This is a genomic window from Streptomyces sp. SAS_272 (assembly GCF_052543235.1).
This window is the reverse complement of the sequence record NZ_JBMNDR010000091.1, coordinates 1-13,671: the sequence shown is the minus strand read 5'-3', so window position 1 is coordinate 13,671 and position 13,671 is coordinate 1. Positions and strand designations below refer to the sequence as shown.

The 13,671-nt window shown below is 72.5% G+C and carries 12 protein-coding genes; 10 read left to right on the top strand and 2 right to left on the bottom strand.

All coding sequences use genetic code 11. The annotated features are described in order from the left end of the window. Window positions 1-3 precede the first annotated feature (3 nt). Window positions 4-1,317 carry a cytochrome P450 gene (locus ACN6LD_RS35150; RefSeq protein WP_319197672.1) on the bottom strand — a complete coding sequence of 438 codons (1,314 nt, stop codon included), beginning with the start codon at window positions 1,315-1,317 and terminating at the stop codon, window positions 4-6. A gap of 128 nt (window positions 1,318-1,445) precedes the next feature. After that, window positions 1,446-2,801 carry a glutamine synthetase family protein gene (locus ACN6LD_RS35145; protein ID WP_445045283.1) on the bottom strand — a complete coding sequence of 452 codons (1,356 nt, stop codon included), beginning with the start codon at window positions 2,799-2,801 and terminating at the stop codon, window positions 1,446-1,448. 384 nt (window positions 2,802-3,185) lie between these two features. On the opposite strand from ACN6LD_RS35145, the gene ACN6LD_RS35140 reads away from it, so the two are divergent. The 10 genes from ACN6LD_RS35140 (at window position 3,186) to ACN6LD_RS35095 (ending at window position 13,626) form a co-directional block, all read left to right on the top strand. Beyond that, window positions 3,186-3,374, top strand: a complete 189-nt coding sequence (locus ACN6LD_RS35140; protein ID WP_319193318.1) for a ferredoxin — start codon at window positions 3,186-3,188, stop codon at window positions 3,372-3,374. Between the two features lie 5 nt (window positions 3,375-3,379). Further along, window positions 3,380-4,588, top strand: coding sequence for an NAD(P)/FAD-dependent oxidoreductase (locus tag ACN6LD_RS35135; RefSeq protein ID WP_445045282.1), 1,209 nt, complete (start codon window positions 3,380-3,382; stop codon window positions 4,586-4,588). 11 nt (window positions 4,589-4,599) lie between these two features. Beyond that, window positions 4,600-5,406 carry an acetoacetate decarboxylase family protein gene (locus ACN6LD_RS35130; protein WP_445045281.1) on the top strand — a complete coding sequence of 269 codons (807 nt, stop codon included), beginning with the start codon at window positions 4,600-4,602 and terminating at the stop codon, window positions 5,404-5,406. 33 nt (window positions 5,407-5,439) lie between these two features. Further along, window positions 5,440-6,906, top strand: a complete 1,467-nt coding sequence (locus ACN6LD_RS35125; RefSeq protein ID WP_319193312.1) for an aldehyde dehydrogenase — start codon at window positions 5,440-5,442, stop codon at window positions 6,904-6,906. Next, complete coding sequence (locus ACN6LD_RS35120; protein ID WP_319193310.1) at window positions 6,899-7,879, top strand: 3,4-dihydroxyphenylacetate 2,3-dioxygenase; 981 nt, start codon at window positions 6,899-6,901, stop codon at window positions 7,877-7,879. The genes ACN6LD_RS35125 and ACN6LD_RS35120 overlap by 8 nt, the downstream gene beginning before the upstream one ends. Window positions 7,880-7,889: 10 nt before the next feature. After that, window positions 7,890-8,735, top strand: a complete 846-nt coding sequence (locus ACN6LD_RS35115) for a fumarylacetoacetate hydrolase family protein (RefSeq protein WP_319193308.1) — start codon at window positions 7,890-7,892, stop codon at window positions 8,733-8,735. A 44-nt stretch (window positions 8,736-8,779) separates the two neighbouring features. Then, window positions 8,780-9,442, top strand: a complete 663-nt coding sequence (locus ACN6LD_RS35110) for a TetR/AcrR family transcriptional regulator (RefSeq protein WP_319193306.1) — start codon at window positions 8,780-8,782, stop codon at window positions 9,440-9,442. 308 nt (window positions 9,443-9,750) lie between these two features. Further along, the gene (locus ACN6LD_RS35105) at window positions 9,751-11,208 is read left to right on the top strand and encodes an APC family permease (protein ID WP_445045280.1); all 1,458 of its coding nucleotides are present in this window, start codon (window positions 9,751-9,753) and stop codon (window positions 11,206-11,208) included. Between the two features lie 184 nt (window positions 11,209-11,392). Then, window positions 11,393-12,883, top strand: a complete 1,491-nt coding sequence (locus ACN6LD_RS35100; protein WP_319193302.1) for an aldehyde dehydrogenase — start codon at window positions 11,393-11,395, stop codon at window positions 12,881-12,883. Window positions 12,884-12,894: 11 nt separating this feature from the next. Beyond that, on the top strand, window positions 12,895-13,626 hold the full coding sequence (locus tag ACN6LD_RS35095; RefSeq protein ID WP_319193300.1) for a gamma-glutamyl-gamma-aminobutyrate hydrolase family protein: 732 nt from the start codon (window positions 12,895-12,897) through the stop codon (window positions 13,624-13,626). Window positions 13,627-13,671 lie beyond the last annotated feature (45 nt).

Genomic DNA, 13,671 nt, shown 5'->3' with positions numbered 1-13,671 from the left:
CGCTCAGGCCAGGGTGACCTCGACCGGGAGCTTCTTGATGCCGTTGACGAAGTTGGAGCGGACCCGGGGGACGTCGCCGGCCAGCCGGATGTCGGCGATCCGCGGGATGAGCTCCTCGAACATGATGCGGATCTCGGTGCGGGCGAGGAGGTTGCCCAGGCACAGGTGGGGGCTGCCCTTGCCGAAGGTGACGTGGTCGTTGTGCGTCCGGGCGACGTCGAAGTCGTACGGGTTGCCGAAGACGGCCTCGTCGCGGTTGCCGGAGGCGTACCACATGACGACCTTGTCGCCCTCCCTGACCTGCTTGCCGCCGAGTTCGACGTCCCGGGTGGCGGTGCGCCGGAAGTGGTACACCGGTGAGGCCCAGCGAAGGAACTCCTCGACCGCCGTCGGGATCAGCGAGGGGTCGTCCCGCAGCCGGGCGAGCTGCTCGGGGTGCTGGAGCAGGGCCAGCATGGAGTGGGAGATGGTGTGGCGGGTGGTCTCGTTGCCGGCCACCACCAGCAGCAGGAAGTAGTTGTCGAAGTCCTGCGCGGAGAGCGGGACCCCGTCGCGCGGGACGGTGTTGACGAGCTTGGACACCAGGTCGTGGCCGTCGCCGCCGCGCCGCTGCCGGGCCAGCTCGCGGCCGTACTCGAAGACCTCGAGCGAGGCGGGCGAACGGAACGGCAGGTCGCGGTACTTCTCGCTCTCCGCACTGTGCAGGAGCACGTCGGCGTAGTCGGGGTCGGTGTTGCCGATGATGCGGTTGCCCCAGTCGATGAGTTGCTGGTTGTCCTCCGGCGGCACGTCGAGGAGCCGGGCGAGCACGTTGATGGGGAAGTCGGCGGAGACGTCGGCGACGAAGTCGAACGAGCCCTTGGCCAGCGCCGCGTCCAGGGTCTTCGCGGTCAGGCCGCGCAGGAAGTCGCTGTAGCTGTTGATGACGCCGGCGCCGAACTGGCGCTGGATGACGCTGCGCAGGGCGCGGTGGCGGACGCCGTCCATCTCCAGGATCGAGGCGCGCTTCTTGATCTGGTCGTCGTCGACCTCCTCCAGGTTGACGAAGCGGGTGGAGGTGAAGGTCTCGGCGTCGCGGTCGACGCGGGCGATGTCGGCGTGCCGGGTGACCGCCCAGAAGCCGGAGTTGGGGGCCTCCTCGGGCTGCCAGTGGACCGGGTCCTGGTGGCGCAGGGTGTGGAACATCCGCCACGGGGTGAGGCCGTCGGCGAAGTTGTCGAGGTCGGCGAGGTCCACCCGGTCCAGGGGCAGGGGCTCTTCGAGGGCGGCGCGCAGCTCGGCCCCGCTGGTGGGGACGGCGGCGGTGGGGCTGTTCATCGGTGATCTCCTGTGCGGGGCGGGGCGGAGTGAGACAGGGGGCAGGGCGGGGCGGAGTGAGGCGGGGCGGCCGGGCTGGGCCTGTCGGGGCTCGAGGCGGGCGCGGGCGGGCGGCGGCCGGTCGGACCTCAGAGGTGGTAGGCGTACTCGGTGAACTCCCAGTCGGTGACATGCCGGCCGAAGCGCTCGGCCTCGTTGCGCTTGTAGGCGAGGAAGGAGGCGGTGAAGTCCTTGCCGAGGAGCTCGGTGAGGGCGGTGTCCGCCTCCAGCGCGTCGAGCGCCGCCGGCAGGCTCGTGGGCAGCAGGGCGGAGCGGGCGGTGTCGTACCCGTAGCCCTCCAGCGGGGCGGCCGGCTCCTCGCCCGCCCGGACGCCGAGCAGGGCGGCGGCGATCGTGCCCGCGACGAGCAGGTAGGGGTTGGCGCCGGCGTCGCCGAGACGCAGTTCGAGCCGGGCGCCGCCGCCGCGCTCCGGAGGGATGCGGACCATGGCGCTGCGGTTGTCGAGGCCCCAGTCGATCAGCCACGGCGCGAGGGTGTCGGGGCCGAAGCGTTTGTACGAGTTCACGGTGGGGTTCGCCAGTGCCGCGAGCGCCGGTGCGTGGGCGAGGATGCCCGCGACGGCGTGCCGGGCCGTGGCCGAGAGGCCGTGGGCGCCGGCCGGGTCGTCGAAGGCGTTGTTGCCGTCGGCGTCGTCGCAGGACAGGTGGAGGTGGAAGCCGGAGCCTCCCGCGTCGCCGAAGGGCTTGGCCATGAAGGTGGCCAGCTTGCCCTCCTTGCGGGCCAGTTCCTTGACCGCGGCCTTGAAGCGGAAGGCGCGGTCGGCCGCGTCGAGGGCGTCGGAGTGGGTCAGGTTGATCTCGATCTGGCCGCCGTCGAACTCGTGGTTGCCGTTGGTGACGCCCAGGCCGAGGTCGCGCAGCAGGCGCAGGGTGCGCAGCAGATGGTTGCCGGGGTCGGCGCGCAGGCCTGCGGTGTAGACGGCGCCGGTCGTCTCCGGGGCGCGGCGCCAGCCGGTGGGCGTGCCGGGGGCCGGTTCGAGGAGGAAGTACTCCAGTTCGGGGCCGACGACGGGTCGCAGTCCGTGCTCGGCGCAGCGGGCGAGGACGGTGCGCAGCAGGTCGCGCGGGGATTCCGCGGCGGGTTCCCCGGTCGCCGGGTCGCTGACCTCGCCGAGGCAGGCGGCGACGCCGGGTTCCCAGGGCAGTGGGACGGCCGTGGACAGGTCGGGGCGTACGCAGACGTCCGGCAGTCCGGCGTCGAGGCCGCCCGGCACGGGGACCACGTCGCCCTGGGGGGTGGTGTGGTAGACGGCGCGGCAGAAGGCCAGGCCGTGCTCGTCGGCCGAGGGCAGGTGGTCCAGCAGGACGTCGCGGGCGCGGTCGGTGCCCATCAGGTCGGGGTACTGGACCCGGACCACGTCGACACCCTCGGCGGCGAGCCGCTCCATGTGCCGGCGGATGTCTGGGCTGTCGGATGCGCTCACCGGGTTCTCCTAGGCGGAAGGCGGGCTCCCCCGGGGGCGTCGGCCGGACGGGAGGGCGCGCAGGCGGCGGGTCCGGGGCCGGGAGGGAGCGGGAGGAGGACGGTCCCGGGCGAACCCATGGAGCCGTTCGTTTGATCCCGAACGGTAAGGAAGGGAGTCGCGGCCCGCAAGGGGGTGGTGCAAAAAATTTATCCATCTGGACAGGTATTGACCAGAGGGCGGCGACTTCCTATGTTGTTTGACGCCAAACGAGTCAGGGCGGCTCTCCGCCTCCCTGTGGCACCGGGGCCCGGCCCTCACCGGATGCTGCTGGTCCGCACCGGGCCGGGCCCTCCCACCTCCTCCCCCTGCGCTCCGACGTGCCCACCCCTCAGGAGAACCGTCATGAAGGTCGTCGTCGACATGAACAAGTGCCAGGACCACGGCCAGTGCGTCTTCGCCGCCCCGGACGTCTTCTCGCTGGACGACGACGGGCGGCTCGCCTACGTCGCCGACGCCGACGACGCGCTGCGCGACGAGGTCGAGGAAGCCGCCGACGTCTGCCCCCTGCAGGCCATCCGGATCGAGGGCTGAGCCCCATGACCGGGACGATCGTCGTCGCGGGCGGCTCGATGGGTGGACTGCGGGCCGCCGAGCAGCTGCGCGCGGCGGGCTGGACCGGGGCCGTCACCGTCGTCGGCGACGAGCCCCACATGCCCTACAACCGCCCCCCGCTGTCCAAGGACGTGCTGGCGGGCAGAGCGCCGTTCGCTTCACTGGCCTTCACCCCGAAGGCGGCCGCGGCCGACGTGGAGTGGCGGCTCGGCACGAAGGTCGTCGCCGCCCGGCTCGACGAACGGACCGTCACCCTCGACGACGGCCGCGCGCTGTCCTACGACGGACTGGTCGTCGCCACCGGGATGCGGCCGCGACGGCTGCGCTGCCCCGGGCCGCTCGCCGGCCGGCACACCGTCCGCACACTGGACGACGCGAAGGGCCTGCGCGAGAAGCTGACCGGACCCGGCGTCCGGCTGGTCGTCGTCGGCGCGGGATTCATCGGCTGCGAGGTCGCAGCCACCGCCGTACGTCTCGGCGTGGCCGAGGTGACCGTCGTCGACCCGCTGCCCCTGCCCATGGCCGGCCCGCTCGGCGAGCTGCTCGGCCGCGCGCTGCTCAAGCGGCACGAGGAGCGCGGGGTGCGCTTCGCGCTGGGCACGGGAGTGGCCGGCTTCCAGGGCGAGGAGCGGGTCACCGGCGTCGTCCTCGCGGACGGCCGGGTGCTGCCCGCCGACGTGGTGGTCGAGTCGGTCGGCTCGGTCGCCAACGTGGAATGGCTCGACGGCAACGGCCTCGACCTCGCCGACGGCGTCCTCACCGACGAGCGGCTGCGGGTCGGCGGCCGGCCCGACGTGGTCGCCGTCGGCGACGTGGCCCGGTTCCCCAACGCCCGTTACGACGGCGTGCCCCGCCGCGTCGAGCACTGGTCGATCCCCACCGACACCGCCAGGCACGCCGCGAAGACCCTGGTCGCCGGTCTCACCGGCGCCGACATGGAGCCCGGCCCCTTCGCTCCGCTGCCCACCTTCTGGAGCGACCAGCACGACTTCCGGCTGCAGTCCTTCGGAGCGCCCGGTCTCGGCACGGACGACGTACGCGTCCTGGACGGCGACCCCGAGGGCGACGTCCTGGTCGGCTACCACACCGGCGGCCGGCTGGTCGGCGTCGTCGCCCTCGGCGGTCCGGCGACCGCGACGGCCGCCGCCCGCTACCGCGCCCAGTTGCTGAAGTCGCCCGCCCTCACCCCGTAAGGAAGCCCGTCATGTCCTCTGTCCGTGGTTACTTCCACCCCAAGACGGCGAGCGGCGCCTCGTCGCTGATCCCGTCGCCGCCGTGGGCCTACTCCGGCGATCTGCTCACCGTCGAGTACCGGACCGATCCGGCCCGGGTGCGCGAACTGCTGCCCGAGCCGCTGGAGCTCGCCGACGACGACCCCGGCGCGGTGGCGTTGATCTGGGCCGACTGGCAGTCCTGCGCCGCCTCCGGCGACGAACTGCTCGACCCGGTGCTCTCCCAGTACAAGGAGGCGTTCGCGGTCGTCCGCTGCGCATACCGGGGGCAGACCTACTCGCGGTGCGTCTACATCTGGGTCGACAAGGACTTCGCCATCGCCCGCGGGCTGCACCAGGGGTACCCGAAGAAGCTCGGCTCCATCCACCAGACACGGCCGCATCCCTACGGGCCGGCCCCGCGCATCGAGGCGGGGGCCCGGTTCGGAGCGACGCTGGCAGCGGCGGACCGACGGCTGGCCCAGACGGTGGTGACGCTGCGCGAGCCGTCGGAGACGAACGGGTTCGTCAACGCGCACCCCATGGCCCACCATCGCTGGCTGCCCTCGATCGAGAAGGGGAAGGGGCTGGCCCTCGACGAGCTGATCGAGACCGGCGCCGCTTCCTTCGAGGCGGGCCCCGCGTGGGTCGGCGAGGCCGAACTCGAGCTGTTCGAGGCGCCCACGGAGGAACTGGCCCGGCTGGAGATCCACGAACCGATCGCCGCCTACTACCGGCAGGTCGGCGTCGTCTGGGACGGCGGCCGGCTGCTGGAATCCGGCATGTCCGGCGCCGAGTAACCCCCTCACGCATCACAGAACTTGGAGACCGGCATGATCGAGCACACCCTCACGGTGGCCGGGGTCACCGTGGACGCACGGCACTGGATCGGCGGTGAACGCGTCGCCTCCGCCGAGACGTTCACCGACGTCTCGCCCATCGACGGCTGCGCGATCGGCGAGATCGCGCGCGGCACCCCCGCGGAGGCCGCCGCCGCCGTGGCCGCCGCCAAGGCCGCCTTCCCCGCCTGGGCGGCCACCCCTCGCGCAGAACGCGCCCGCATCCTGCACGCCGTCGCCGACGGCGTGGAGAAGCGGCTCGAGGAGCTGGCGATCGTCGAGACCACCGACAACGGCGCCCTGCTGCGCTCGCACCGCCGTGGGGTGATGCCCCGCGTGGCGCACAACTTCCGCTTCTTCGCCGACCGGCTGCTGAAGCTGGAGCACGAGGACTTCGACACCCGGGGCCACACCAACCACGTCTCCTGGGACCCGGCGGGCCCGAGTGTGCTGATCACCCCCTGGAACGCCCCGCTGATGCTCGCCACCTGGAAGGTCGCCCCGGCCCTCGCCGCCGGCAACACCGTGGTCCTCAAGCCCGCCGAGTGGTCCCCGCTGACCGCGTCGCTGCTCGCGGACATCGCCGCCGAGGCCGGGCTCCCGGCCGGGGTGCTGAACGTGGTCCAGGGCTACGGCTCCGAGATCGGCGACGCGCTCACCTCCCACCCGGACGTCCGCCGCATCAGCTTCACCGGATCCGTCCCGACGGCCCGGCGGATCGCCGCGTCGGCCGCAGCCCACCTCACCCCGCTCAGCCTCGAACTCGGCGGCAAGTCACCGCTGCTGGTGTTCGCCGACGCCGACCTCGACCTCGCCGTCGACCTGGCGGTGGAGCAGTACGACAACGCCGGCCAGGTCTGCCTGGCCGCCACCCGGTTCCTGGTCGAGGAGTCGGTCGCCGAGGAGTTCACCCGGCGGTTCGTCGAGAAGGCCGGGCAGCTCACGCAGGGCGATCCCCGCGACGAGGCCACCGACGTCGGGCCCAGCATCCACCCCCGTCAGCTGGAGAAGATCGACGGGTTCGTACGGCGGGCGCTCGACGCCGGGGCACGCGCCGTCGTCGGCGGGCACCGCACGGACGACCGGTACTACGCGCCGACGCTGCTCACCGACGTGGCCCAGGACTCGGAGATCGTCCAGGAAGAGGTCTTCGGACCCGTCCTCACGCTGCAGACCTTCGCCACCGAGGACGAAGCCGTCCGGCTCGCCAACGACACCCGCTTCGGCCTGGCGGCCACCCTCGCCACCGGCGACCGTGAGCGCGCCGACCGCGTCACGGCACGACTGGTCGCGGGCACGGTCTGGGTCAACTGCTTCTTCGTCCGCGACCTCCGGGCGCCCTTCGGCGGCTCCCGCCAGTCCGGGGTCGGCCGCGAGGGCGGCTCCTGGAGCTTCGACTTCTACTGCGACCTGAAGAACACCGTGACCGCGCCGAACGGATGGAGCCAGAACCATGGGTGAGATCGTCGGGGCGGGCCTGCTCGCCCACGTCCCCACCATCGTGCTCCCCGAGGCCGAACGGCGGGAGCTCAACCAGGGCAGGGAGATCACTCTCGTCACCGGGCTGCGACAGCTGCGCGAGGACGTCTTCGCCCGCGACGACTACGACACCGTCGTCGTCCTCGACTCGCACTGGGCGACGACCGTCGAGTTCGTCGTCACCGCCCAGCGGCGCCGCGCCGGACTGTTCACCTCCGAGGAACTGCCGCGCGGCATGTGCCGGATGCCGTACGACTTCCCCGGAGATCCCGAACTCGCGGAGAACATCGAGAAGTCCGCCGACCGGCACGGCACCTGGATCACCGCGATCGAGGACGACTGCCTGCCGATCTACTACGCCACCATCAACCTGTGGAAGTTCCTCGGCGAGGGTCTGCCCGACAAGCGGTGGGTGACCATCGGGGTGTGCCAGACCGGTGACATGGAGGACCATCTGCGGCTCGGCCGCGCACTGGCCGACGGCATCGCGGCCACCCCCGGCCGCCGTGTCCTGCTCATCGCGTCCGGCGCCCTCTCGCACACCTTCTGGCCACTGCGCGAACTGCGCGACCACGAGTCCAGCGACCCGGTGCACATCCGGACGCCCGAGGCCCGCGAGGCCGACCTCGAGCGCATCGCCTGGTTCAAGGAGGGCCGCCACGACAAGGTCCTCGACACGATGGACGAGTTCTGGAGGCACCGGCCCGAGGCGAAGTTCTTCCACTACCTGATGATGGCCGGCGCCCTGGGCGAGCAGGCCTGCGTCGCCACCGCCCGCCAGTACGGCGAGTACGAGAACTCCATCGGCACCGGCCAGGTGCACCTCTGGTTCGACCGCCCGTCCGACGGCTGGACCGGCGCCGGGCCGGCCTCCGCCGACCCGGCGCACACCCCGCCCGCCGGCCTCCCGCACAGCCGTCCCGCGCCCAGCCGCACCCCGCACAGCCGCCCCTAGGAGCCCCGCCATGCCCGAGTACCGCCGCATCCTCCTCGACGGCGCCGCCGTCCAGGTCACCGTCGACGGGGACGAACTCGTCGCCGGCGACGGCCGTCGCGTCAAGACCGGGGAGGCGCAGCACCTGCCGCCGGTCGTGCCGTCGAAGGTGATCGCCGTCCATCTCAACCACCGCAGCCGCGTCGACGAGTTCGGGATCGACCTCCCGGCCACCCCCACCTACTTCCACAAGCCGACCTCCTCCCTCAACTCCCACCGGGGCGCCGTCGTCCGCCCGGAGGGCTGCAAGTGGCTCAACTACGAGGGCGAGGTCGCCATCGTGATCGGCAGGACCGCGCGCAACATCTCGCCCGCCGAGGCGGGGGAGTTCATCGCGGGATACACCGTCGCCAACGACTACGGTCTGCACGACTTCCGCGACACCGACGCCGGTTCCATGCTCCGGGTGAAGGGCTCCGACACCCTGTGCCCGCTCGGGCCGGGACTGGTCACCGACTGGGACTTCCACGGCAAGGCGCTGCGGACGTACGTCAACGGCGAGGTCGTGCAGGACGGTTCGACCGACGAGATGCAGTGGGACATGCACTACCTCGTCGCCGACATCGCCCGCACCATCACCCTGTACCCGGGAGACGTGCTGCTGTCGGGCACCCCCGCGAACTCGCGGCCCGTGCGGCCCGGCGACGTCGTCGAGGTGGAGGTCGAGGGCCTCGGGCGGCTCACCAACCACATCGTGACCGGCCCGACCGCCATCCGCTCCGACGTCGGCGCCCAGCCGACCGAGTCCGAGGAGGTGCTGTCCACCGCGCTCGGCGGCGACTGGGAGTTCCGCGGCGTCCGCCCGCCCCGGCGGTGACACCCGCGAGGGCCGCTGCCGGGCCGGCGGGTAGGGTCACCGGCATGACCGACTCCGCGGACGCCCCGACGGGCCGCCGGCCGAGGAAGCGCCTGCACTACGGCGAGGGGCGCGAGGCCCTGCTGAACGCCGCCGTGCGCGTGGTGGCGCGGGGCGGACTGCGCAGGCTCACCTACCGGGCCGTAGCCGAGGAGGCCGGGGTCACCCACGGTCTGGTCGTGCACCACTTCGGCTCCCGCGACGCGCTGATCGAGGCGGCCCTCGCCCACACCATCCGCACCTCGCTGAGCACCAGTGCGCTCGAGCCGGGCACCGGCGAGATCGCCGACTTCTCGACGGGGCTCTCCGAGATGGTCACGGCGGATCCGGGCACCCAGGCCTTCCAGTACGAGCTGCTGCTGGAGTCCCGCCGCAGGCCCGAGCTGCTGCCGCAGATCCGTGAGCTGTACGACGAGTACTTCGACGCCAGCCGGCGCGAGCTGGGCCGGATGCTGCCCGCCGGCGCGGACGAGGCGCTGGCCCGGCTGGTCTTCGCGGCCCTCGACGGGCTGGTGCTGCACCAGCTCGTCCTCGGCGAGCCCGACGTCACGGACGCCGCTCTGGAGCAGCTGCGCTCCCTGCTGAGGCTCGCCGCCGCCGCCGGCGACCGCGACGGCCCCGCCCACCCGCAGCCCTCGGACCGCGCGCAGCACTCCGACCACGTGTAGCACTCCGTCCGCGTGTAGCACTCCGTCCGCGCGCCCTCCGAACGCGCATGATCATCTGCCCGCACGGCCGTCCGGCCTGCCCGTCTCCCCTGTCCCGGCACCGGACGAGGGGCGTCGGGCATCCGTCGACGCCGGTCGTCGGCGTACCCCTGAAGCGGACGGTCCCGGCCGGACGCCGGGACGTCCCGCGCCGGGGCGGAAATCTTTCCGCAGAGCCTTGCCAAACGGATAGTTCGCGACCACGATGAGGCAACTCGTTTGGCTCAAAACAAACTCCCATCCCTTCCCGTCCCCGACAGGTGATCCGAGTGGACAGTCAGACGGCGGTCGCCCCGCACTCCCCGCACGACGCAAGCACGACAGGCAGACTCAAGCCCGATTCCCTCGGCGTTCTGGGCATCCTGTTCTTCGTCCTCTCCGCCCAGGCCCCGCTGACCGGCATAGCCGGGGCCGTCCCCATCGCCGTCGCCATAGGCAACGGAGCGGGTGCGCCCGCCGCCTACCTCGCCGCCGGCGTCATGGTCCTGCTGTTCTCCATCGGCTTCGTCGCCATGGGACGCCACGTGGTGGACGCCGGCGCCTTCTACACGTACATCGGCAAGGGCCTCGGCCGCTCGGTCGGCTCCGGCAGCGCCGCCGTCGCCCTCTTCGCCTACTGCGCCGTCCAGGCCGCCATGTACGGGCTCTACGGCGTGACGGTCGGCGGTCTCGTCGCGTACTACGCCGACGTGCACCTCGCGTGGTGGGTCTGGTCGCTGGTCACCATGGCGGTCGTCCAGGTCCTCGGCGCGGCCGGGATCGAGATGGGCGCGAAGCTGCTGGCCGTCTTCGTCCTCGCCGAGTTCAGCATCCTCATCGTGTTCGCCCTCGTGACCTTCTTCAAGGGCGGCGGCCCCGAGGGGCTCGGCTTCGCCGAGAGCTTCTCGCCGCACGCCGCGCTCCAGGGCGCGCCCGGCGTGGCGCTGATGTTCGCCGTGGCGTCGATGTTCGGCTTCGAGGCCACCGCCATCTACGGCGAGGAGGCGCGGGAACCCCGCAGAACCGTGCCGCGCGCCACCTATCTGTCGGTCGCGGTGGTCACCGGCTTCTTCGCCTTCACCTCGTGGATGCTGGTCTCGGCGCACGGCGCGTCCGCGGCGACGGCGCAGGCGGGCAAGTCCCTGGAGTCCGGTGACGCGACCTCGTGGGTCTTCGCGCCGATCACCGCGCTGTTCGGCTCCTGGGCCGGTGACGTGCTGCCCGTCCTGCTGGCCACCTCGCTGTTCGCCGGCATCCTGGCGTTCCACAACTCGGCCAACCGCTATCTGTTCTCCCTCGGCCGTGAGGGGCTGCTGCCGCACCGGCTGACCAGGCTCAACCGGCGCCACTCGCCCTGGGCGGCAGGCGCCGTGCAGACGGTGATCGCGGCGGCGCTGGTCGTGCCGTTCGCGCTGCTCGACAAAGACCCGGTGCTGACGCTGTTCTCGTGGTTCAGCGGAGTCGCGGTCCTCGCGATGATGCTCCTGTACTTCCTGACGTCCGTCTCCGTGGTCGTCTTCTTCCGCCGTTCCCGCGCCGACACCCGGCTGTGGAACACGCTGATCGCGCCGGTGCTGGGCGCACTCGGCATCGCGGGCGCCATCTGGCTGATCATCGAGAACTTCACCACGCTCATCGGGGGCGACCGGGCCACGGCCCTCTGGCTCCAGCTGACCGTGCCGGCGGTGCTCGTCCTCGGGCTGTGCGCGGCGCGGCTGACCCGCGCCAGGCACACCGCCGGCGCCTGACACCCGGCCTTCCGCGAACGGCCGGCGGCGGCCTCACTCCCCGGACGCCGCCGCCGGCCCCCCGGATCGCCGGTCGGCGATCACGGGCCGCGGCCCCACCCTGCACACACACCACAGACAACCGCAAAAAAACAACAGACAACCACAGGCCACCGCAGACCAAGAAGAGAACAGGAGAGCCGAGATGCCGGCCCTCACCCATGACGATCTGCTGCGCCGCGCCGATGAGCTGCGACTGCCGGCCCAGCACCACATCGACGGGGCGGACGAGCCGGGTTCGGGCGCCGCGTTCACCGTCGTCTCACCCCGCGACGGACAGGTCCTCGGCGAGGTCGCCGACGCGCACGGCGCCGAGGTCGACCTGGCCGTGTCCGCCGCCCGCCGGGCCTTCGACTCCGGGCCCTGGCCGCGGCTCGCGCCCGCCGAACGGGGCCGGATCCTGCTGCGCGTGGCCGAACTGCTCGAGGAGCAGCGGGAGACGCTCGCCCTGACGGTCAGCCTGGAGATGGGAAAGCCGTTCACCGACGCGTACGGGATCGAGCTCCGCGCGGCGATCAACACTTTCCGCTGGTACGGGCAGTTGGCGGACAAGCTGACCGACGAGTCGCCGCACGCCGCCCCGGACGCCCTGGCGCTGGTCACCCGGGAGCCGGCCGGCGTCGTGGGCGCCGTCGTGCCGTGGAACTTCCCGCTGACGCTGGCGAGCTGGAAGATCGCGCCGGCGTTGGCGGCGGGCTGCACGGTCGTGCTCAAGCCGTCGGAGAGCTCACCGCTGTCCGCCCTGATGCTGGGGCGGATCGCCACCGAGGCGGGGCTGCCGCCGGGCGTGCTCAACGTCGTCGCCGGGGACGGCCCGACGGCCGGCCGGGCGCTGGGCCTGCACCCCGACGTGGACGTGCTGGCGTTCACCGGCTCCACGGCGGTCGGCCGTCACTTCCTGCGCTACGCCGCCGACTCCAACCTCAAGCGCGTCTGGCTGGAACTGGGCGGCAAGTCCCCGAACATCATCCTCCCCGACGCCCCCGACCTGGAGCAGGCCGCCGCCACCGCCGCCTGGGGCATCTTCTTCAACCAGGGCGAGATGTGCACCGCCCCCTCCCGGCTGCTGGTGCACTCCTCGATCGCCGAACGCGTCACCGAGGCGATCGTCGCCCGGGCCCGTGAACTGCGGGTCGGCGACCCCCTGGACCCGGCGACCGAGATGGGCGCGCTGGTGGGCGAGGGTCATCTGGAGCGCGTCCTCGACCACATCGGCGCCGGCGTGGGCCAGGGCGCACGACTGCGGGCCGGCGGCGGCCGCACCCTGACCGGCACCGGCGGCAGCTACCTGCACCCCACCGTCTTCGACCGGGTGGACCCGGGCATGCGCCTGGCCCGCGAGGAGATCTTCGGCCCGGTGCTCTCGGTGCTGACCTTCGACGACGTGGAGGAGGCGGTGCGGCTGGCCAACGCCACCGAGTACGGCCTCGCCGCCGGTCTGTGGACCTCCGACCTGTCCACCGCCCACCGGGTCGCGCGGGCCCTCAAAGCCGGGACGGTGTGGGTCAACTGCTACGAGGAGGGCGACCTGACCGTCCCCTTCGGCGGCATGAAGCAGTCGGGCAACGGACGCGACAAGTCCGCGCACGCGCTGGAGAAGTACACCGAACTCAAGACCACCTGGATCCAGTTGTGACGAATCCGGTTGTGACGAATCCGGCTGCGACGGATCCGCGTCCCCTCGTCGCGATCCCGGCGCGCTTCAGCGCGACCACGTCCGCGCTGCGCTACGCCGCCGAGGTCAACGCCCGGGCCCTCGTCGAGGCCGTCTGGCGGGCCGGCGGCGAACCGGTCGGCGTCCATCCCGCCGACCAGGACGAGCGGGACGTCGCCGCCCGCCTCGCCCGCTTCGACGGCGTCCTGCTCCCCGGCGGCGGCGACCTCGCCCCGCACCGCTACGGCGCGACCGGCGCCCACCACAGCGTCTACGACGTGGACGAACTGCAGGACGCCTTCGATCTGCGGGTCGCCCGCACCGCACTGGACCTGGGACTGCCGCTGCTCGCGATCTGCCGCGGCCTGCAGGTCGTCAACGTCGCGCTCGGCGGCTCCCTGGAGCAGGACATGGGCGGCCCGGAGCGCGAACACCGGCACGTCGTGCACCCGGTGGCGGTGCGGAGCGGCTCGCTGCTGGAGCGGGCCACCGGATCCGGGAAGGTCGACGCCTCCTGCTATCACCATCAGCGGGTGGACCGCGCCGGCGTGGGCCTCACGGTCACCGCGCGTGCCGCAGACGGCACCGTGGAGGGCCTCGAACTCCCTTCGGGACAGGGGTGGTTCACGGCCGTCCAGTGGCATCCCGAGGACACCGCGCACGAGGATCCCGCGCAGCAGGGCCTCTTCGACGCCCTCGTCCGGGCCGCCCGCGACGGACGCTGACGCCCGGCCCGGCGCCCGTCGGGCCCGCCACCCGCGTCACGCGAC